The organism is Hymenobacter oligotrophus (assembly GCF_003574965.1).
Lineage (GTDB): Bacteria > Bacteroidota > Bacteroidia > Cytophagales > Hymenobacteraceae > Solirubrum > Solirubrum oligotrophum.
Genome location: NZ_CP032317.1, coordinates 3,775,458 through 3,796,228, shown reverse-complemented (window position 1 = coordinate 3,796,228; position 20,771 = coordinate 3,775,458). Strand labels below are relative to the sequence as shown.

Genomic DNA, 20,771 nt, shown 5'->3' with positions numbered 1-20,771 from the left:
AATGAGGGGTAGGGTTAGGCCTTTTTCTTGTCCGGGTCGCGGGGCAGAAGCTTCTCCATCAGCGTAGCCGAACCAGTAATGGCCGGTTTGGCGGGTTTTGCCGTGCCTTTTTCTTCTTTCTCTTTTTCGGTGAGCTTCTTGTAAACCGTCAGGGCCTGGGCTACTACTTGGTCCATGTTGTAGTACTTGTAAGTAGCCAGGCGGCCTACGAAATGCACGTTGGGCGTTTCGTCGGCGAGCTTCTTGTACTTGTTGTACAGCTCGGCGTTTTCGGGCTTCGGAATCGGGTAGTACGGGTCACCTTCGGCACGCGGAAACTCGTACACGATGCTCGTTTTGGGGTGTTGCTGGCCCGTAAGCGCCTTAAACTCGGTGATGCGCGTGTACAGGTGCTCGTTGGGGTAGTTTACCACCGGCGCCTCTAGGTGCCACTCCTTGTTCAAGGTTTCGTGCTTGAACTCGAGCGAGCGGTACGGCAGCTTGCCAAACTTGAAGTCGAAGTACTCGTCTACCGGACCCGTGAAGATCATTTCCTTGAACGGAATGACGTTGATGATGTCGTGGTAGTCGGTGTTGAGCATGATCTTGATGTTCGGGTGATCAAGCATCTTCTCGAACATCTTGGTGTAGCCGTGCAGAGGCATGGCTTGGTAAGTATCGGTGAAGTAGCGCCGGTCGCGGTTGGTGCGGGTGGGCACGCGCGAGGTCACCGATTTATCAAGCTCCGAGGGGTCGAGCCCCCATTGCTTGCGGGTGTAGTTGCGGAAGAATTTCTCGTACAACTCGCGGCCCACTTTGCTTACCACTACATCTTCCGATGTGCGAATCACGGGCACCTCTTCGGCCTGCGACTCGAAAAACGCATCCACCTCAAAGCTGGTCATGTTGGTGCCGTACAGCTTGTTGATGGTGTCGAGGTTAATCGGAATCGGCACGTGTTGGCCGTCGACCGAAGCCAGCACCCAGTGCTCGTAGGGGCGCCAGTCGGTGAAATTGGAGAGGTACTCAAATACCTCCTTGGAGTTGGTGTGGAAGATGTGCGGGCCGTACTTGTGCACCATCACGCCTTCCTCGTTGTAGTGGTCGTAGGCGTTGCCACCGATGTGGTTTCGCTTATCGATGATCAGGATTTTTTTGTTGGACCGGGTAGCCAGACGCTCGGCCAGCACGCTGCCGGCAAAACCGGCTCCTACGATCAGATAATCAAACATAGCTCAGAAGGTGCAGGTGGTGAATTGGTTATGAAGTAGGATGAATGAACCGTTCGCGTGTACCGTGTACGGAAAATGTTAGCGGGCGGCTACGCGCCGTAGTTCGGCTTGCATCAGGTTCACCATCTGCTGCCAGGTCTGGTCCCACGAAATCGTGGCCAGGTAATCATCTACGCGCTGCAGCCAAGCAGCGTCGTCTGCTTCGTCCAAGGCCATTTCGATGGCCTTGCCGAATTTGGGGGCATCGGCGGCGATGTGCACCAGGCCTAGTTCGCCGTAGGGGCGCACCACGTCGCGGATCGGAGTGCTCACTACGGGTTTGCCCGCAGCGAGGTATTCGGGAGTTTTGGTAGGCGAAATGAATTTGGTGCTTTCGTTGTCGGCGAAGAGCAGGGTGGCTACGTCCCAGCCTTTGAGGTAGGCGGGCAACTGTTTGTAGTCTTTGCCACCTAGGTAGTGGATGTTGGCGCCTTGCGGCAGCACGCTTGCCTCAATTTTCACCACCGGCCCAATGACGATAAATTGCCACTCGGGGTGGGCAGCCGCCAGCTCGCGCAGCAGCTCAATGTCGAGGCGCTCATCAACCACGCCGAAGAAACCAACGCGTGGGTGTGCAATGCCAGCTTGGTCGGCGGGCTCGGCTAGGTCGGCGTTGCGGGCCTGCCCAAAGTGAGCCTTGTCGATGCTGCTCGGGAAAGCGTGCGCGCTGTGGTGCTGCTTGGTTTTGGCCTCGTACAAGCTTTGGCCGCCGGTAAAGACCAGTTGCGCTTTTTGAAACAGCTCTTGCTCGCGGCTGCGTAGCTCGGGGTGCGCACCTTTGAAGTTGGCCAGCTCATCCATGCAGTCGTAGATGGTGAGGGCCGGCTTCAGCTGGCGCGACTTGGCCAGGAACATGGGCGAGTAGTACCAGGCAATAAAATCCTTAACGTTTTCCTTTTCGAAGTACTCCGTCAGGATACGGGCCTGCACTTCGTCGGCGGCGGCATCCACGCAGTTGCCGGGCAGGTGCACCACCACAATTTTCAGGCGGCCTTCTTCGCGGTCCTTAATCTCAAGCCAAGGCTCCATCTGGTGGTCTTCCCAGTGAGTGCAGGGCTCCTCCACGTAAAACACGCGCGTTTGCTTTGCAAAGCGCGAAAGCAGGTGCTGGGGCCGTTGCCAAACAAAATCCCAATGCAAGTGGGCAAAACACACCAAGTCGGGTAGTTGATTGGTTTCGGCGCTCTGGTTGGTAGTGGTGGCTATGTCGGTCGATTGGGCAGCGTTAGGGTTGGCAACGGATTCGGTAGCATTAGACGACGCGAGGGTCGTGGCATCGAGTAAGGACATGCGGATAGAGGCGTCAAAAAGTGTTTTGGCGAAACGGCGTGGTGGGGAAGTCGGGTGGCCCGGTGAGAATACAACCCGCTCACCAAGCGCGGCATAGGAGCATACGCAAGCCGCCCGAAAAAGGATGCTAGCCGGAGTAGCTTGCACTATGCGGCAACTCCACGGACAAAAAAAAGCGGACCTAGTGGTCCGCTAACAATCGTTGCATTTCTACGGCGTCTTGCCACCCGTTCTCGTGCACAAGCCACTGGTACCTAACCCCAACCCGCCGAAATGCAGCGGTCTTAAACAAGAGCAAACTGGCCGTGTTGTTGGCCGCCACCGTGCAATACACTTGGTGCAAGTGCAAAGTGTGGCGGGCGTATTTCAGCAGCAATTGCAGGGCCTCGGCGGCATAGCCGCGGCGGCGGTGGGTAGCCGCCACCATGATGCCCACGGCCGCGCGCCTATGGTGCGGATCGAAGTTGAACAGATCGACAGTACCAACAGCCTCGTCGGCGGCGTTTGTGCAAATCACCAAGCGCAACTGGCGCACTTCGTAAAAATCGGCCGCGGCATTGTTCAAATACTGCCGCAAGCTGTGGCGCGAAATCGGCGTGAGCGTGTCGCTGGCTTGGCCCCACACGCTTGCGTCGTTCTCGATATCGTAAAGAAATCCTAGGTCGTTGGCTTCGAGGGCCCGTAAATAGACCGTATCGGAGCGCAGCATCGGCTATAGTGCAATATCGCCTTCGAATACAAACTCGGCTGGGCCGTTGAGGTACACGTTGGTAAACGTGCCATCGGGGTGCAGCTCGAACGACACCGACAAATCGCCGCCGATGGTGCGCAGCGGCACGGGGCTTACGGCACCGCGCCGCGCCGCAGCCAAGGCCACGGCCGTTACGCCGGTGCCGCACGAGTACGTTTCGTCCTCTACGCCGCGCTCGTAGGTGCGCACTTGCCAAGGCTGGCCCTCGATTACGGGCGCTTCTACGAAGTTGACGTTGGTGCCACCCCGTTCCCGGAATGCATCGCCAAAGCGCACGGCGCGGCCTTCGGCGTACACGTTGTACTCGGCCAGCGTGCTGTTGGGCAAAAAACGAACGACGTGCGGCGAGCCGGTATTCAGAAATACGCCATCGGGAGTGTCCTGCTGGCCGGCCACATCAATCATGCGCAGGCGCACAGTGCCGTTGTCGTCGATGCTGGCTTCGTGCGGGCCGTCGGCAGCCAGGAAATTGGCCTGGCTTTGAATGACACCTAGGCGATGCGCGAAGGCCACGGTGCATCGGCCGCCGTTTCCGCACATCGAGCCCACATAGCCATCGGCGTTGTAGTACACCATTTCGAAGTCGTATTCGGGCAGGGTGCGCAGCAGAATGAGGCCATCGGCCCCGATGCCGCGGCGCCGGTCGCAGAGGCGACGTACCAAGGCGTTGTCGGCGGCCGGAAAGGTACGCTGCCGGTCGTCGATCATGACGAAGTCGTTGCCGGTGCCTTGGTATTTGTGAAAACGCATGACGAAAAGGTAAAATCAGAGAAGCTTGCGGAGCAGCGCAATTTGGCCCGCGTGGTACAAGTAGTGCTGCGCGGTGCCGTGCAACAATACGTAAATCGAAACGCCCGAACCATCGGCCCGGTCGCGCGCCGTACCAAGCACCTGCTCTAGGTCGGCATCGGGCAATGTGCGAAGCAGGGCCACTAACCGCTCGTGCGCTAGGCAAAGTTCGTGGTTTGCTTGTTGCCAAGCAGCCTCGCTGGGGACAGCTGGCGCAACGGGCCAATCGGCGGCTGCGGGTGGTACGTTTTGGCGCTGCTCGATGCGCTGGCGCACCGTGTCGGACCAGGTGGTGAGGTGCAGCACCAACTCCCAAATACTGTGCGCTTGCAGCAACGGGTGCATAGCCGCTTGGGCAGCCGAAACACCTAGCAAAGTGGCCTGCAGCGACGGGCCCGACCACGCGTCGCCGTCGAAGGCGCGTTGTAGTTGGTCGATGATGCGCTGGACTTCGCTCATGGATTGCACGTACAGGTTGGTACTCTGTTCGGTGCCGGCTTGTAATCAAGAAGCGTACCTTTGCCGGCCCGCTTGCGGGGTATATCAAAGGTAGCGCATGTACTCATTCCTGACCACCAGTCCCTGGCCCGACTACGAGCTGATTGACAGCGGCAACTTTCAAAAGCTGGAGCGCTTTGGGCGCTACGTGCTGAGCCGCCCCGAGCCCCAGGCCGTGTGGGACCCGCACCTGCCCGCCAGCGAATGGCAGCGCGCCCACGCCACCTTCACCCGCGAAAAAGGCGCCAACGCCGCTACCGAGCGCGGCCAGTGGAAGCTAAAGCCCGGCATGGCCGAGCAGTGGGTAATCAGCTACGAGCGGCCCGATGGCCTGAAGCTGCGTTTCCGCCTAGGGCTGTCGTCGTTTAAGCACGTGGGCCTGTTTCCGGAGCAAGACCCGAACTGGCAGTTCATCTACGAGCAAACCCAAAAGCGCCGCGCCGCCAAGCCGCGGGTGCTGAACATGTTTGCTTATACCGGCGGCGCTACCCTGGCCGCCCGTGCCGCCGGCGCCGACGTAACGCACCTCGACTCGGTAAAACAAGTGAACTTCTGGGCCCGCGACAACATGGAGGCCTCCAACCTCGACGGCGTGCGGTGGCTGGTGGAAGACGCTTTTAAGTACGTGCAGCGCGAAGTAAAACGCGGCAACAAGTACCAAGGCCTGATCCTCGACCCGCCCGCCTACGGCCGCGGCCCGAACGGCGAAAAGTGGCAGCTCGAAGACCAACTAAACGAGATGCTGAAGCTGTGCCGCGAGCTGCTCGACCCCGAAGACCACTTCTACGTCATCAACCTCTACTCCATCGGCTTCTCGGCGCTGATTCTGGACAACCTGATGGAGACCATTTACGCGCCCTTTGGCAAGCAGCGCGAAATCGGCGAGATATACCTGCAGGACCAAGGCTTGCGTAAGCTGCCCCTAGGTACTTTCTGCCGCTTTGCCAATTAAGAGGTAACCAATAGCTGCTGCGCCCCAGTAGCGTGTCACGTAATTGCCTTTCCAGTGTCACACAAACCACACCAGCGCTTGGCCCTGATTGACATGGGCACTAACACGTTTCACTTGCTCATTGTGGAGCTGCCGCAGCACCCGGCCGCGGGCGAGCCAACCGTGCTGCTGCGCACCAAAGTGGGCGTAAAGTTGGGCGAGGGCGGTATCAGCCAGGGCGAGATTGCCCCGGCGGCGTACCAGCGGGCCCTGCACACGCTGCAAGCGTTTCAGGAGGAAATGGAGCTGCACCAGGTTGCCGATGTACGCGCTACCGCTACTAGTGCCGTTCGGGTGGCGCGCAACGGCCCCGAGCTGGTGCAGGATATCTTCGAGCAAACCGGCATTCGGGTGGAGGTGATACCCGGCGCCCGCGAGGCCGAGCTGATTTGCCTAGGCATTCGGCGGGCCGTATGCCTAGGTGCCGAGCCGCACCTGATGATGGACATTGGCGGCGGCTCCGTGGAGTTCATAATTGCCAACGCCGATACCATTTTCTGGAAGCACAGCTTCGAGATTGGCGCGCAACGGCTGCTCGATCAGTTTTTCCGGCACGACCCCATGCACCCCGCCGATGTGCAGGCCGAACACCAATTTTTGCACACCGCGCTGGCCCCCATGCTGGCCGCGGCCGAGCACTTCCGGCCGGTTAGCCTCATCGGCGCTTCGGGCACTTTCGATACCCTAGGTGGTATGCAGGCGGCCCGCAGCGGCGAGGACTACGCGCACCAGCCCGCGGCCCGTGCCATTTCGCTCGATAGTTTTTACCACAGCTACAACCAGTTGCTTGCGCTAACGCACGCCGAGCGCCTGCAACTGCCCGGCATGACGCCCCTGCGCGCCGACATGATTGTGGTGGCCTGCGTGCTCATCGACTTTGTGTTGAAAACCTGCCGCCTGCCGCACATCACGGCTTCGGCTTACGCACTGAAAGAAGGCCTGCTGTACGAAATGCTGCACGCCCCGCGCGCTTAGCACCGCTCGCTGCACCTAGGGCAGCGCCACATCATCTTCCCCCACTCTTTCGCTTTCCGCGTGACTTTCGAGTACACCCGCCTGTTCAATTTTGCCGAGGGCGTGTTCCGCGCCATGGGCTGCTCGCCCGACGATGCCCGCCAAGCTACCGAAACCCTGCTGTCTGCCGATTTGCGCGGCGTCGACTCGCACGGCGTGGCGCGCCTGAGCGGCTACGTGCGCCTTTGGGAGGCCAAGCGCATCAACGCTACGCCGCGCATTGGCGTGGTGCACGAAACCCCAAGCACCGCCGTGATTGATGGTGATGCCGGCCTGGGCCTGGTGGTGGCACCTAGGGCTATGCGCCTGGCTATTGAAAAGGCCCAGGTAGCCGGCACGGGGTGGGTAGCCGTGCGCAACTCCAACCACTTTGGCATTGCCGGTTACCACGCCATGCTGGCGCTACCGCACGACATGATTGGCATTGCCCTGACCAATGCCTCGCCTTTGGTAGCGCCCACCTACTCGCTCGAGCGCCTGCTAGGCACCAACCCTATTTCGGTGGCTGTACCAGCCGGCGAGCAGCCGCCTTTTGTGCTCGATATGGCCACCACCACGGCCGCGCAGGGCAAAATGGAAATTCTGGAGCGCAAAGGCCTGCCTGCCCCAGCCGGTTGGATACAAGACCGCGACGGCAACGCCAGCACCAACCCTACCGAAACCCGCAATGGCGGCGCGCTCATTCCGCTGGGCGGCGAAACCGGCTCGCACAAAGGCTACGGCCTAGGTGCCACGGTTGATATCCTGTCGGCGGTGCTATCCGGAGCCAATTACGGGCCGTGGGTGCCGCCCTTTGTAGCGTTTCTGCAGCCGCCCGCCGACCCGGTGGGCCAAGGCATCGGGCATTTCTTCGGGGTTATGCGCGTAGATGCTTTCCGCCCGGCCGCCGAGTTTAAGGTGCACATGGATAACTGGATCGAAACGTTCCGCGGAGCCAAAGCAGTGCCCAATCAGCAAGTGCTCATCCCCGGCGACCCGGAGCGCCGCATGACGGAGCGACGCCTAACCGAGGGTATTCCGCTGCTGCAAAAAGTGGTCGACGACCTCACCGGCTTGGGCGAAAAGTTTGGGGTGAAGCTATAAGCATCCCCTGGGCCAAAAATCGAAAAGGCGCATGCGGCAGTTGCCGCATGCGCCTTTTCTTTCCCCTCCAATCCTCCACGTAATTGGGCAGGCCAGTGCCAACCCAACTAGCCATTTATACGGACTCGCCTAGGTCGGCGGCTGCAAATGCGCTGGCGGCCAAGTCGGTGTTGAGGTACTGCGATTGGTAATCGGGCGAGTTGCCGTTCAGGAACAAGCACGTGCCCCCGCCTACCGCGTCGATAATTTGGGCATATTGGTCCATGGGCAAAGCCGGGCAGCCAAGGCTGCGGCCCAGGCGACCAAACTGCCGGATAAAATCTTCGCTCACGTAATCGGCTCCGTGCATTACCACGGCCCGGTCGCGGGCGTTGTCGTTGTAGCCTTGATCAACGCCGTCGAGCTTAAGCGAACGACCGTGCTTGCCGTAGTACTCGGTGTCGGTAACGTAAAAGCCCAGGCTACTCATGTTCGACTCGTTTTGGTTCGAGAAGTTGGTAGCCATGTTTTCGCCGGAGTTGTGCCCGTGGGCCACCAGCGTGTTGAACAGCACCGTTTTCTGCTCCAAGTCGAGCACCCATAAGCGCTTTTCGGTGGAAGGCAGGTTGAAGTCGACTACCGTGAGCAGTTGCCGCTGGTCGTTCAGCTTGCCTTGGATGCGCAGGTTCATGTAGCCCGTGTAGGCTTTCTCGAACACGTCGAAGCTCAAACCTTTTTCGCTAAGCTTTAACTCGTTGTACACCTGGCGCGTGCCCTGCGCAAACATCACCTTGGCCAAGGCGCGCTTCACGGGCGCCGTAGCCGACGTGCTCTGGGTGCGCGCGGCCGTGGTGGTAACCGGCGCAGCCAGCGGAGTGGCCAAAAACAGCGAAGCCACAAAGGGCAAGGCACGGCGCACAGCGCGGCGGGCCTTTACCTTCAAACGCAAACGGTGTACGACACTTTGCTTTTCCATAAGAATAGATGCTGCGGCGGAGCTGGCTTGGGCTTTACTAGTACTGATTATACGCAGCCGGTTTGAAGTAGGCTGCGACGAATTTTAAACAGGGCGGCGGCGGTAATAATTCCAAAGCACTATGCTCGCAGGTTCCGCAAACGGTTTCTTAAACCGGCCGCAATCGTTTGCTTAATCTAAAAGTATTACGCAACTTTCGCCCCGCAAAACCTCGTTTTGTCCAGTTCTATTTAATCATTCTCCATTCCCAAAACACCTCTACTCACATGCTGAAAGTGTGGCGCGCGGCCTCCCGCTTGGGGGCGCTGCTTACGGTTGGCTTTGCCCTGTTGGCGGGCCAACCAGCACAAGCTCAAAAAGTTGTCCTGCAAGGCTTCTGGTGGGACTACTGGAATTCTAACTACCCCAACGGCTGGGCCAACTACCTGGCCGAGCTAGCCCCGCGCCTGAAAGCCATGGGCGTGGACGCCGTCTGGATTCCGCCTACTATCAAGAACGGCAACCAGGGCAACGGTTACTCCCCCTTCGACCACTACGACCTAGGCGACAAGTACCAGAAGGGTTTTGTGGCCACGCGCATGGGCACCAAAGACGAACTCCTGCGCATGGTAGCCGTGTTGCACGCCAACGGCATTGAGGTAGTGCAGGATGTGGTGCTGAACCACGTTGACGGAGCCGGCTCGAGCACGGGCGCCGGCGGCCAAGACCCTGCCGCTTGGGAAGACTACACCACCAGTAAGTACAAAAACTTCCGTTACGTTTCGTACAACTCGCCGGCCACGAGCGAGGACGCGGCCAACTACTTGGCGCGCTCGGGCCGTTGGCCCAAAAACTGGCAGAACTTCAACCCCAACCCCGGCAACAACTCGACTTCCGGCGACCTGAACGCCGTGTACTTTGGGCCCGATGTGAGCTTTTACAACGGTTCGTACGGGCAAAGCTCCAACGCCACCTTCAACCCCGCCCAAAGCGCCGATTACATGCGCACCCAGGCGCGCAACTGGATGATTTGGTACAAGAAGCAGGTGGGCTTTGATGGCGTGCGCCTGGATGCCGTGAAGCATTTCCCGGCTTTCGCTACCGAAGACTTCCTGTACAACCTGCAAGCCAACGCCGGGTGGGCCAACGGCGGGGCTACCATGTTTGCCGTGGGCGAATGGGTAGGCGGCTCGGCACAGCTCGACCAATGGTGCACCGATGTGCAAGACCGCGCCGGCACCTTCGATTTCTCGCTGCGCGATGGCCTCTACAGCATTGTGAGCGGCGGCGGCAACTTTAACATTGGCTCGCTGCCGGGCTACCAGCAGGGCCGCCGCGTGGTGTACCAAGGCGGCAAGTACGTGCACCGCACCGTGCCCTTCGTAAACAACCACGACACCTTCCGGCCACAAGTAGGCTCGACGGGTAATTACACGGGTTGGAACACCGGCTCGGAGCTGGCCCCGCACATCGATCCGTTCGACCCGCGCTTGTCGGCCACGTACGCCGCAGCTTTGGCCCTCGACGGTTCGCCCCAAATTTTCTTCGAGGACCTGTTTAACGTGGGCGGCACGGGCAAGCGCTACTCGCACCGCCCCACCAGCACCACCGACCTGCCCACCCGCTCCGACCTCGAAAATCTGATTTGGTGCCACCAGAACCTGCGCTTCAAGGATGGGGCATACAAGGTGCGTTGGCAGGCGCAAGACCACTTGGTGATTGAGCGCAGCACCAAAGCCATCATCGGCATCAACGACAACTTCTCGGCCTGGCAGAACAACACAGTATCGTGCGATTTTGCCCCCGGCACGGTGCTGAAGGATTACTCGGGCGCCAACGGCACGGCCACCGTTACGGTAAGTGCTTCGCAAACCGTTGCTATCAATACGCCGCCTTGCAACGGCACGGCGGCAGGTGGCCGCCGCGGCTACTCGGTGTGGGCCCCGGTAAACGCTACCACCGGTTACTCGCGCCCTGCTCTGGCTACCACCCACGAGTGGGAACTGGCCGACGACCTAGGCGACCGTGACAGCCGCTCGCTGGGCCAAGGCGGTCAACTGCCCGCTGGCTCTACGGCATGGCGCACAGCCGGCCGCATTTACGTAGGCGCCAACAAAACCGTGACGTACACGCTGTACCCTGCCAACGGAGCCTACTCGCTGGTAGCGGGCATTTACAACTCGGCCGGTACGCTGGTAAGCAGCCGCTCGGGCACCGGTACGCTCACCGGCACCTACACGCCCACGGCCGATGGTTGGCTAACCATCCGGGCCCGCCAGAACGCTACTACCAACCCCGCTCAGAAGGCGTTCATCAAGGTAACGTACACGGCGCCGGCCACCATTAACACGGCTACGGCGGCCCGCGGCACGGCAGGCGCCCCCGAAGCCGCTCCGGCCCTGGCCAACAACCTGGAGATTTACCCCAACCCGGCTGCCGCCGACCACATTGAGGTGACGATGACCACCGGCACCGAGCAAGACGTGAACCTGCGCGTGCTCGACGTAACCGGCCGCCTCGTGCACCAGCAAACCCAGAAATTGTACCCCGGCTCCAACACTACCCGTGTGCTGCCCGCCAAGCAGCTGCCCGGCGGCTTGTACACCATTACGGTGCCCGAGCTGAACCTGACGCGTAAGCTGGTGGTGAAGTAACTGCGTTCAGCTTCATTAATAAAAAAGCCCCAACCGGCACGGTTGGGGCTTTTTGTTGCCCTGTTGCACGTAGTGCCAGTACCGTTTCTGCTTGCTGCCGTAGCCCGGCCATAGCCCTAGGTGCCCAGGCGCCGTAACAATCCAGGCACCTAGGGCCTAGCTGCAACCACGGCCCATGTTGCCTTGTTGTGCCCCGTTAGCCTTTGCAAACGCGCGGAGCCGTGCGGCCCTGCCCCGCGGGCTTTTCCGTTGTACTTTTGCGCCCCCGGCGCTTCAGCTCCTTTAGCTGAGCTGCGTTCTTGAGCACTCCTATGGCCAAAGTTTCCATCAACCTAACGACCGGCGCCCTCCAGCAGGAGGAGATTATCGTCGGCATCGACCTAGGTACCACCAATAGCCTCGTTGCGTACATCCACCCCGAGTCGCGGCAACCCATTGCCATCAACGATATGGGTCGCGGTGCCATTGTGCCGTCGGTGGTGCATTTTCCGGCCGATGGCTCGGCGCCCATCGTCGGCAACGACGCCAAAGGATACCTCGAAACCGACCCCGAACGCACGATTTACTCGGTAAAGCGCCTGCTCGGCAAATCGTACCGCGACCTAGGCAACCACGCCGGCGAGCTGGGCTATAAGGTTATTGACGACGATGCCGAAGGCTTAGTGAAGATTCGGGTGCAAGACCGCTTCTACTCCCCCATCGAGCTATCGGCCGAAATCCTGAAAGAGCTGCGTGCCCGCGCCGAGCACTCGCTCAAAACGCCCGTTAACAAGGCGGTAATTACCGTACCGGCTTACTTCAACGACTCGCAGCGCCAAGCCACGCGCGATGCAGGCCGCCTGGCCGGGCTGGAGGTGCTGCGCATCGTAAACGAGCCCACGGCGGCGGCCTTGGCCTACGGCATTGGTCTCTCGCCCGAGGAAGAGAAAACCGTGGCCGTGTACGACCTAGGCGGCGGCACTTTCGACATCAGCATCCTGAGCCTGCACCAAGGCATTTTTGAAGTGCTGAGCACCAACGGCGACACGTACCTAGGCGGCGACGATTTCGACCGCGTGGTGGTAAACCATTGGGTGCACCGCCACGAGCTGCAGAGCGCCGTGCAACAAGATTCGCTGCTGAAACAGCGCTTGCGCTTAATGGCCGAGCAAGCCAAGCGCCACCTCAGCCAGGAAGAAGTGTTCGGCGCCGCCCTCAACAGCGAGGTAAACCTGACGCTTACCCGCGCTGAGTTCAACCAACTTATTCAGCCGCTGGTGGCGCGCACCATCGACTCGTGCCGCCAGGCCCTGGCCGATGCCAAACTCACGGCCGATAAGCTCGATGCCGTGTTGCTGGTGGGCGGCTCTACGCGCGTTCCGCTGGTGTTCGACAGCGTGTCGGAGTTCTTCGGGCAGCAAGCCAACAGCTCGCTCAACCCCGACGAGGTAGTAGCCCTAGGTGCCGCCATTCAGGCCGACATCTTGGCTGGCAACCGCCGCGATATTCTGCTGCTCGATGTAACTCCGCTCACCCTAGGTATCGAAACCATGGGCGGGCTGATGGACCCCATCATTCCGCGCAATTCCAAAATCCCAACGAAAGCCGGCCGCCAGTACACCACCTCCGTCGACGGGCAGGTGAACATGAAGATTTCGGTGTTTCAGGGCGAGCGTGATTTGGTGCGCGAAAACCGCAAGCTGGCCGAGTTCGACCTGCGCGGCATTCCGGCGATGCCCGCCGGCTTGCCCAAAATCGACGTAAATTTTATCCTGAACGCCGACGGCATTCTGAAAGTGGAGGCCATCGAGCTGCGTTCCGGCATCCAGCAAAGCATCGAGGTAAAGCCCCAGTACGGTCTCACCGACGACCAAGTAGAGCAAATGCTTATGGACTCGCTGATGCACGCCAAGGACGACGTAGCCGCGCGCATGGTTATCGAAGCCCGCACCGCCGCCGAGCAAATGCTGTATCAGGTCGATCGGTTTGTGCACAACAACGGCCAGCACCTCACCGAGGAGGAAATCAGCCAGACGCGCCAGAAAGCCGATGCTTTGCGCAGCGTACTTGGTTCGGGCGACAAAGACGCCATTTACCGCGCCGTTGACGACCTGGAAGAGCTTACCCGCCCCTTCGCCGAACGCGTAATGCAAATCAGCATCAAGCAGGCCATGTCGGGCAAGAAGATCATCTAGCCCAACGGTAACTTCTCCTTTAGCCGCGGCACCGCAACGCTCCTGTTGCGGTGCCGCGGTGTTTTTGAGCAGGCTATAGCCGCCGCTGCGCCTGGGCTTGCACCAGCGTTTGGTTGGCAGCAGCCATCTGTACGGCTTCCGCCACGCGGCGCGCCCGCGTTTCGGGGCGTTTGGCACTGAGCAGCCATTGCAGCAGTTGTTTGCGGTTGCTGGGGCTGAAAGTGTCGAAATTGCGACGAGCCGCTTGATTGGCTGCCAGCGCCTCGGCCAGATCGGTTGGCACTTCGAGGTTCTCGGCCGAGTCGATGGCCGTCCAGCTGCCGTTTTGCTTTGCTACTTCTATGGCTCGCAGCCCTGCCGGATGCATCAGCCCATCAGCAATTAGCCGCTCGATGTACTGCTTGTTGATTTTCGACCACACGCTGCGCGGTTTGCGCGGCGTAAACACTTGTTTGTAGCGGTGCTCGTCAATGGTATTGGCTTTGGAGTCAATCCAACCAAAACACAACGCTTCCTCCACTGCTTCGGCCCAGCTAATGCTGGGTCGTCCGCTCGCTTTCTTGTAGTATACCAGCCACACCCCGGCGGCCGCGGCGTGGTTTTGGGTTAGCCACTGCCGCCATTCCTGTCGGTTGGCGGCATACACTTCACCTAGGGTTGCGAGGTCTGCTTTGGCCATAACTACGCAGCAATGTGTGTTGCTAAGCTACAACTCCGCCAGGCGTGGCGTGTTCGTAGGTGCAGTACATTAGCCGCATGAACCCGCACCTCACTCGCCTCTGCCAAATTGCCCAGCAACCCAGCCGCCGCATCATCGGCCTCATGTCGGGTACTTCGCTCGATGGCCTCGACGTGGCTTTGTGCCGGCTCGAGGGCAGCGGCCCGGCCACGCGCCTCACGCTGGAGCAGTTTGCCACCGTACCTTACCCCGACGACGTGCGCACACGCATACGCCGGGTATTTGCCCGGGCCGAGGTGCAGCTAGAAGAACTTACCTTGCTGAACGCCTGGCTGGGCACGCTGCATGGCCAGTTGGTGCTCGAGTGCTTACACAGCTGGGGCATTAGCCCTACCGAAGTAGACGCCGTAGCCAGCCACGGCCAAACCGTATACCATGCGCCCGAGCATCAACACCAGCGCCCGGAGTACCCGCACAACGCCACCCTACAGCTCGCCGACGGCGACCACGTAGCCGTGCGCACGGGCATCATCACGCTCAGCGATTTTCGGCAGAAGCATGTGGCCGCCGGTGGCGAGGGCGCACCCTTGGCCGTGTACGGCGATTATTTGCTCTTCTCTAGCTCATCTGAAGATCGGCTGCTGCTGAACCTAGGGGGCATTGCCAACTTCACTTACCTGCCGGCTTCGCTTGATGCCGCGGCCGTGTTCAGCACCGATGTGGGCCCGGGCAATACCTTGCTCGATGCTTTCGTGCGCGAGCTGTTTCCCGAGCACAGCTACGACCCCGATGGCCAATTCGCTGCCGCCGGCACCAGCAACGCTGCGCTGCTTCAAGCTTTGCTCGATCATCCGTTTTTCGCTGCTGAACTGCCCAAAACCACCGGCCCAGAGTTGTTTAACCCGGCCTACGTGCGGGCGGCGCAACAGCGCAGCGGTACCAGTACCCTCTCCCCCACCGATCTGCTGGCTACGCTTAACGAGCTCAGCGCCGAGGGCATTGCCCGAGCAGCTAAGCAGGCTTTTGGGCCTGAGCCCGCGGCGGCAGTGTACGCCAGCGGCGGCGGCATGCACAACCCCACGCTTATGGCTGCCATCCGGCAGCGCCTGCCCCGCTGCCACTTCGCCGATACGCAGCACCTAGGCGTAGCCCCCGATGCCAAGGAAGCCGTGCTGTTTGCTGTGCTGGCCAACGAGGCGCTGGCTGGCTCCGGCGTAGCTATGGGTTCGGGCCGCCAGCGCGTACCAGCCGTGCACATGGGCAAAATTTCGTTGCCTGGCTAGCTGCACAGCTGTTGGTTTGAGACAACTACCTAGGGCTTCCCGGCGAGCTTTCGGCAGCGGGTGGCACCATTCTGAACTCCAGTACGCCCGTAGCAGCCGAGTCTCGGAACGATACGTCGAGCTGCTGTGGGGCTTTGACCAACGAGTCGCTTTTAAAAGTAAACGCGTAAAACCAGCGCACTTGGTCGTTCTCGCCAATGCGCAAACCCAGCCGATATAAATCGATACCGGCACCCCGCTGCTGCCCTTGCCGGTAGATAGGCTCAGCCGCCGCCCGAAAACGCACCGGACTTACGCTGACTTTTACCTCGGGTGCCAGCATTCGGTAGGCGTCGTCGTACTTGCCACCCAGCACCGCCAGCAAAAACTGCCGGGCTATTTGCAATTGCGAAGGCCTAGCCCGGGCCGCTGTACTCAGCAGCAACATCAGGGTTACTGCTAACCAGCGTCGTAAGTGTGCTTTCGGGTTGGTGGGCTGCCTCATGCAGTGCTTCAACGCAATAGCTGTGCCTAATGGGCAGCTAGCACCTTGCTGCGCTGCTTGGCGAAACAAAAAAGCACGGCTTGCGGCCGTGCTTCAATACCTGTCTGCTCTTCCTAGGGCTAATCTTCCTCCTGCGGCACCAGCACGAATACATCTTCGCCAGGGCGCTTCATCACGTACTTTTCACGGGCAAATTTCTCCAGCATTTCGGGGCTACTGAGCAGTTCGGCGCGGTCTTTCTTCACCTCCGCAATTTTGCCCGTGTAGTACTCCTTCTGCACCTGCAGCTCGCGCCACTTGTCGTACATCTCGTATTGCTTCAGCAGGTCGTTCGCGTCAAAAAGCGTCATCCACACCAAAAAGGTCATGCCGGTGAGGAAGTAGAAGCTGCGCAGAAAGCGCGGCACACGATCGAACACTTCGGGTAGAGCCATACTTCAAAGATAAACGCTGTGCCAGGTGGTTTCGCGCCTCAGTCCGATTATTTAGCTCTTGCTGCCGCTGAAGCCCAAAATCACCTAGGCAGGAAACAACGGGGCCGCAGTTTCCGAAAAAACTGCGGCCCCGCGCTAGCCCAGGTAGGCTAGGGTGCTATTACATGTTGCGGCCAGGGTAGTAGGCTACTTCACCCAGTTCCTGCTCAATACGCAACAGCTGGTTGTATTTGGCCATACGGTCGGAACGCGACATCGAACCCGTTTTGATCTGGCCCGTGTTCAGCGCCACTGCCAAGTCGGCAATGGTGTTGTCCTCCGTTTCGCCCGAACGGTGCGACATGATGCTCTTGTACTGATGACGACGGCCTAGGTTGATGGCGTCGATGGTTTCAGTGAGCGAACCAATTTGGTTTACTTTGATGAGGATGGCGTTGGCCACACCTTTCTCAATACCCTCCTGAATGCGCTTCACGTTCGTTACGAACAAGTCGTCGCCCACCAGTTGCACGTTGTTGCCCACCTCGTCGGTCAGCTGCTTCCAACCAGCCCAGTCGTCCTCGTCAAGGCCGTCCTCAATGCTGATGATCGGATAGCGACGCGTCCAGTCAGCCCAGTACGTAGCCATTTCCGACGACGTCAGCTTGTCGCCGGTACTCTTCTTGAAGTGGTAGTGGCCATCGGAGTAGAACTCCGAAGCTGCTGCGTCAAGCGCAATCATTACGTCGTCGCCGGGCTTGTAGCCTGCAGCCTCAATGGCTTGCAGCACCACCTCAATGGCCGCCTCGTTCGATTTGATGTTCGGTGCAAAGCCGCCTTCGTCGCCTACGTTGGTGCTCAAGCCCTGCTTTTTCAGCACGCTCTTCAGGTTATGGAAAATTTCCGAACCCCAACGCAACGCCTCCGTGAACGACTCCGCGCCCACCGGCATAACCATGAACTCCTGAAAGTCGATGCTGTTATCGGCGTGCGAACCACCGTTCAGGATGTTCATCATCGGCACCGGCAGCGTCGAGGCATTCACCCCACCCACGTAACGGTACAGCGGCATGCCAGCTTCCTGAGCAGCAGCCCGAGCTATTGCCAGCGATACGCCCAAGATGGCGTTGGCACCTAGGTTAGCCTTGTTCGGCGTACCGTCGAGTTCCAGCATAATCTTGTCGAGCAGGCTTTGCTCGTACACCGAAAAGCCAACCAGCTCTTCGGCAATTTTGCTGTTGACGTTCTCAACCGCCTTCAGCACGCCCTTACCCATGTATTTCGACTTATCGTCGTCGCGCAGCTCTACAGCTTCGTGCTTGCCCGTAGAAGCGCCCGATGGCACCGCAGCACGGCCTACTACGCCGTTGTCGGTAGTCACGTCTACTTCCACAGTCGGGTTACCGCGCGAGTCGAAGATTTGCCGGGCGTTGATGGCGGCGATAATGCTCATATCGAGAAAAGGTGAAAGGTGAAAAAGGTATTATAACAGTGCTCCGCAATCACCCACAACGGATGCGTGCATGGCTACGGGGCAGCAAGGTACTCAATTCGCTTCTTGATGCCTTTACTCAGCCAACCATGGCTTGTTGCTCAAGGGCAAAGAAAAAGGGCACCCAAATTGGGTGCCCTTTCCTATAAAGTGGCGTTGCTTACGAAGCAGCTTCTTCGGTCGAAGCAGCGTCAGCAGCCGGAGCTTCCGTAGCAGGAGCAGCTTCGGTGGTAGCAGCTGGAGCTGCAGCACCTTCGGCTTTCTTGCCACCGCGGCGCGAACGACGGGTAGTCGTTTTCGCAGCACCAGCGTTCTTGGCTTCCAGCAGGGTTTCGTTGTAGTCAACCAGCTCGATGATGCACATGTCGGCGTTGTCACCAGCACGGCCGGCGCTCAGCTTGATGATGCGGGTGTAGCCACCGGGACGGTTGGCAATTTTGCCAGCCACTTCACCGAACAGCTCCTTCACCGATTCTTTGTTCTGCAGCTCGGCGAATACCATACGGCGCGAGTGCGTCGTGTCTTCTTTCGAGCGGGTCAGCAGAGGCTCAACGTACTTACGCAGTTCTTTAGCCTTGGCCGTCGTCGTGGTGATGCGCTTGTGCAGGATCAGCGACGAAGCCATGTTCGACAGCATGGCACCGCGGTGAGCGGTGGTACGGCCGAGGTGATTGTCTTTTTTACCGTGTCTCATCGGACAAATAAGAAATGAAAGTGATGTGCTTGCGAGCGACGACCACGGCGGGCCTAAACCACATTTGAACCGCCGCCCCTAGGGCACACTAAAAAAAAATTGGAGGCTATTCTTCGTCGAGGCGGAACCGCGACACGTCCATACCAAAGTGGAGGCCTTTTTCCTCAACGAGGTTCTCCAGCTCGGTCAGCGACTTCTTACCGAAGTTACGGAACTTCATCATGTCGGCGAGGTCCAGTTGCACTAGGTCGCCAAGCGTCTTGATGTCGGCCGCCTTCAAGCAGTTGTAAGCACGCACCGACAGGTCCATGTCCTGCAGCGGGGTCTTGAGGACCTTGCGCATGTGCAGCGTCTCTTCGTCCACGCTGGTCTCCTCCTCGGCTTTAGCCGTTTCGAAGGTCATCGTGTTGTCCGAGAACAACATGAAGTGCTGAATCAGGATGTTGGCAGCTCCTTTCAGCGCATCCTCCGGATGAATCGAGCCGTCCGTGTGAATTTCGAGCAGCAGCTTTTCATAGTCTGTCTTCTGCTCCACGCGGGTGTTCTCAATGCTGTACTTCACGTTCTTGATCGGCGTGAAGATGGCATCAATCGCAATCTGACCGAATACTTGGTCAGCCGGCTTGTTCTCTTCTGCCGGTACGTAGCCACGGCCCTTCTGAACCGTAAACTCAAACTCCAGCGAAGTGCTCGGGTCAATGTTGCAGATCACCAGATCCGGGTTCAGCACTTGGAAACCGTTGGTGAACTTGTTGATATCGCCGGCAGTGAAGGATTCTTGTCCGCTGATGCGAACCGTGATTTTGTCTTCGATAACATCGTTAATCTTTTTGAACCGAACTTGCTTCAGGTTCAAAATGATTTCTGACATGTCCTCTATGACACCCTCAATGGTCTGAAACTCGTGCAGCACGTTGCTCGTGCGGACCGAGGTAATCGCGTACCCCTCGAGCGACGACAGCAGAATGCGACGTAGCGCGTTGCCGATCGTCACGCCGTAACCCTTCTCCAGCGGTTTAAACTCAAACGTTCCGTAGAAGTCGTCGGATTTCTCCATCACGACTTTCTCCGGCATTTGAAAAGCGAGAATTGACATAGATGCGGATGTAAGGGATTTGGAAGGAAAGAAGAAACCATACAGGAGCCGGCTGCTGCCCAAGAGAATTCTCAGGCAGCAGCCGGCTCTCCGTCAGGATTACTTCGAATACAGCTCGACGATCAGCTGCTCCTCGATTTTTTCGGGGATCTGGTCGCGCTGGGGAGTCGAGATTACCTTACCGGCAAACTCTTTTGCATCCCACTCCAGCCAGCCGAACTGACGGGCGTTGCGAACAGCAAGGCTGTTCACGATAGCCTCCAGCGACTTCGACTTTTCGCGTACAGCCACAATCGCACCCGGCTTAACGTGGAACGAAGGGATGTTCACAACTTCGCCATCAACAGTGATGTGCTTGTGCGAAACGAGCTGACGAGCAGCGCGGCGCGTCGGGGCAATGCCTAAACGGTAAACCACGTTGTCCAGACGCTGCTCGAGGTAAGCCAGCAGGTTTTCACCGGTAATACCCGGCTTGCCAGCAGCTTTGTCGAACAGGTTGGCGAACTGCTTTTCCAGTACCCCGTAGAGGTACTTAACTTTTTGCTTCTCCATCAGCTGCACAGCGTATTCCGACTGCTTCTTGCGGCGGCCGCGGCCGTGCTGGCCCGGAGGATATGCTTTCTTGGTAAGTGCCTTGCTCGGGCCAAAAATGGCTTCCCCGAAGCGACGGGCAACCTTGGTTTTAGGGCCGGTATAACGTGCCATTCTAAAGAGGTGATTTTTCTGAAGAGAAAAGAAAACTGCCTGGCTTCATTGGCTCCCTCACGGGGCGACAGAAGCCACGCGTCTGCCGTTACTCAGACGCGGCGACGTTTGGGCGGACGGCAGCCGTTGTGCGGCAGCGGAGTCACGTCGCGGATGGTCGTCACCTCAATGCCCAGGTTCTGGAAAGCACGGATGGCCGACTCGCGGCCAGCACCCGGACCTTTTACGAACACTTCGCACTTGCGCATGCCTAGGTCATAGGCAACTTTGCCGCAGTCTTGAGCAGCAGTTTGAGCAGCGTAGGGCGTGTTCTTTTTAGAACCGCGGAAGCCCATTTTGCCGGCCGAAGCCCACGAAATCACCTGGCCGTTGTTGTTCGTAACCGAGATGATGATGTTGTTGAACGAAGCCTTGATGTGCACCTGACCGGTTGCTTCAACCTGGACGATGCGCTTCTTGGCTTTGTCTTTTCTTTTTTGTGCCATTTGGTTATCGCA

At 59.1% G+C, this 20,771-nt stretch carries 20 protein-coding genes; 6 read left to right on the top strand and 14 right to left on the bottom strand.

Annotated features, from left to right (window positions below):
* Positions 1 to 14: 14 nt before the first annotated feature.
* From glf to D3Y59_RS16350, 5 genes are all read right to left on the bottom strand, one after another.
* Positions 15 to 1,211 (bottom strand): UDP-galactopyranose mutase, encoded by a 1,197-nt coding sequence (glf, locus tag D3Y59_RS16370; RefSeq protein WP_119446020.1) that lies wholly within the window; start codon positions 1,209 to 1,211, stop codon positions 15 to 17.
* Positions 1,212 to 1,289: 78 nt separating this feature from the next.
* On the bottom strand, positions 1,290 to 2,540 hold the full coding sequence (locus tag D3Y59_RS16365; RefSeq protein WP_119446019.1) for a glycosyltransferase family 1 protein: 1,251 nt from the start codon (positions 2,538 to 2,540) through the stop codon (positions 1,290 to 1,292).
* Between the two features lie 181 nt (positions 2,541 to 2,721).
* A complete protein-coding gene (locus D3Y59_RS16360) occupies positions 2,722 to 3,249 on the bottom strand; it encodes a GNAT family N-acetyltransferase (RefSeq protein WP_119446018.1) in 528 nt (175 codons plus the stop codon).
* A gap of 3 nt (positions 3,250 to 3,252) precedes the next feature.
* Complete coding sequence (gene dapF / locus D3Y59_RS16355; protein WP_119446017.1) at positions 3,253 to 4,041, bottom strand: diaminopimelate epimerase; 789 nt, start codon at positions 4,039 to 4,041, stop codon at positions 3,253 to 3,255.
* A 15-nt stretch (positions 4,042 to 4,056) separates the two neighbouring features.
* On the bottom strand, positions 4,057 to 4,539 hold the full coding sequence (locus tag D3Y59_RS16350; RefSeq protein WP_162910849.1) for a DinB family protein: 483 nt from the start codon (positions 4,537 to 4,539) through the stop codon (positions 4,057 to 4,059).
* Positions 4,540 to 4,636: 97 nt separating this feature from the next.
* Here D3Y59_RS16350 and D3Y59_RS16345 point away from each other — a divergent pair, with 97 nt between their 5' ends.
* From D3Y59_RS16345 to D3Y59_RS16335, 3 genes are read left to right on the top strand one after another with little or no spacing between them, the layout of a single operon-like run.
* Entirely contained in the window at positions 4,637 to 5,530 is an 894-nt protein-coding gene (locus tag D3Y59_RS16345) for a class I SAM-dependent methyltransferase (RefSeq protein ID WP_119446015.1), read from the top strand.
* 54 nt (positions 5,531 to 5,584) lie between these two features.
* Positions 5,585 to 6,544, top strand: a complete 960-nt coding sequence (locus D3Y59_RS16340) for a Ppx/GppA phosphatase family protein (RefSeq protein ID WP_240410404.1) — start codon at positions 5,585 to 5,587, stop codon at positions 6,542 to 6,544.
* Positions 6,545 to 6,604: 60 nt separating this feature from the next.
* Positions 6,605 to 7,666 carry an Ldh family oxidoreductase gene (locus D3Y59_RS16335; RefSeq protein WP_119446014.1) on the top strand — a complete coding sequence of 354 codons (1,062 nt, stop codon included), beginning with the start codon at positions 6,605 to 6,607 and terminating at the stop codon, positions 7,664 to 7,666.
* 115 nt (positions 7,667 to 7,781) lie between these two features.
* Here the strand turns inward: D3Y59_RS16335 and D3Y59_RS16330 are convergent, their stop codons facing one another.
* Positions 7,782 to 8,621: a murein L,D-transpeptidase catalytic domain family protein gene (locus D3Y59_RS16330; protein ID WP_119446013.1), complete on the bottom strand. Its 840-nt coding sequence runs from the start codon at positions 8,619 to 8,621 to the stop codon at positions 7,782 to 7,784.
* A 266-nt stretch (positions 8,622 to 8,887) separates the two neighbouring features.
* Between D3Y59_RS16330 and D3Y59_RS16325 the strand changes: the two genes are divergently transcribed.
* Both D3Y59_RS16325 and dnaK read left to right on the top strand, forming a co-directional pair.
* On the top strand, positions 8,888 to 11,254 hold the full coding sequence (locus D3Y59_RS16325; protein ID WP_119446012.1) for an alpha-amylase family glycosyl hydrolase: 2,367 nt from the start codon (positions 8,888 to 8,890) through the stop codon (positions 11,252 to 11,254).
* A gap of 311 nt (positions 11,255 to 11,565) precedes the next feature.
* Positions 11,566 to 13,428 carry a molecular chaperone DnaK gene (gene dnaK / locus D3Y59_RS16320; RefSeq protein WP_119446011.1) on the top strand — a complete coding sequence of 621 codons (1,863 nt, stop codon included), beginning with the start codon at positions 11,566 to 11,568 and terminating at the stop codon, positions 13,426 to 13,428.
* A 73-nt stretch (positions 13,429 to 13,501) separates the two neighbouring features.
* Here the strand turns inward: dnaK and D3Y59_RS16315 are convergent, their stop codons facing one another.
* On the bottom strand, positions 13,502 to 14,107 hold the full coding sequence (locus D3Y59_RS16315; protein WP_119446010.1) for a YdeI/OmpD-associated family protein: 606 nt from the start codon (positions 14,105 to 14,107) through the stop codon (positions 13,502 to 13,504).
* Positions 14,108 to 14,184: 77 nt separating this feature from the next.
* Here D3Y59_RS16315 and D3Y59_RS16310 point away from each other — a divergent pair, with 77 nt between their 5' ends.
* Positions 14,185 to 15,390 (top strand): anhydro-N-acetylmuramic acid kinase, encoded by a 1,206-nt coding sequence (locus D3Y59_RS16310; RefSeq protein ID WP_119446009.1) that lies wholly within the window; start codon positions 14,185 to 14,187, stop codon positions 15,388 to 15,390.
* 25 nt (positions 15,391 to 15,415) lie between these two features.
* Here the strand turns inward: D3Y59_RS16310 and D3Y59_RS16305 are convergent, their stop codons facing one another.
* From D3Y59_RS16305 to rpsK, 7 genes are all read right to left on the bottom strand, one after another.
* A complete protein-coding gene (locus D3Y59_RS16305; RefSeq protein WP_162910848.1) occupies positions 15,416 to 15,817 on the bottom strand; it encodes a hypothetical protein in 402 nt (133 codons plus the stop codon).
* 176 nt (positions 15,818 to 15,993) lie between these two features.
* Positions 15,994 to 16,308 (bottom strand): FtsB family cell division protein, encoded by a 315-nt coding sequence (locus D3Y59_RS16300; RefSeq protein ID WP_119446007.1) that lies wholly within the window; start codon positions 16,306 to 16,308, stop codon positions 15,994 to 15,996.
* 160 nt (positions 16,309 to 16,468) lie between these two features.
* Positions 16,469 to 17,740: a phosphopyruvate hydratase gene (gene eno, locus D3Y59_RS16295; protein WP_119446006.1), complete on the bottom strand. Its 1,272-nt coding sequence runs from the start codon at positions 17,738 to 17,740 to the stop codon at positions 16,469 to 16,471.
* 199 nt (positions 17,741 to 17,939) lie between these two features.
* Complete coding sequence (gene rplQ, locus D3Y59_RS16290) at positions 17,940 to 18,473, bottom strand: 50S ribosomal protein L17 (protein WP_119446005.1); 534 nt, start codon at positions 18,471 to 18,473, stop codon at positions 17,940 to 17,942.
* A gap of 106 nt (positions 18,474 to 18,579) precedes the next feature.
* Positions 18,580 to 19,569: a DNA-directed RNA polymerase subunit alpha gene (locus tag D3Y59_RS16285; protein ID WP_119446004.1), complete on the bottom strand. Its 990-nt coding sequence runs from the start codon at positions 19,567 to 19,569 to the stop codon at positions 18,580 to 18,582.
* Positions 19,570 to 19,668: 99 nt separating this feature from the next.
* A complete protein-coding gene (rpsD, locus tag D3Y59_RS16280) occupies positions 19,669 to 20,274 on the bottom strand; it encodes a 30S ribosomal protein S4 (protein ID WP_119446003.1) in 606 nt (201 codons plus the stop codon).
* 92 nt (positions 20,275 to 20,366) lie between these two features.
* Positions 20,367 to 20,759 carry a 30S ribosomal protein S11 gene (rpsK, locus tag D3Y59_RS16275; protein WP_119446002.1) on the bottom strand — a complete coding sequence of 131 codons (393 nt, stop codon included), beginning with the start codon at positions 20,757 to 20,759 and terminating at the stop codon, positions 20,367 to 20,369.
* Between the last annotated feature and the right edge of the window lie 12 nt (positions 20,760 to 20,771).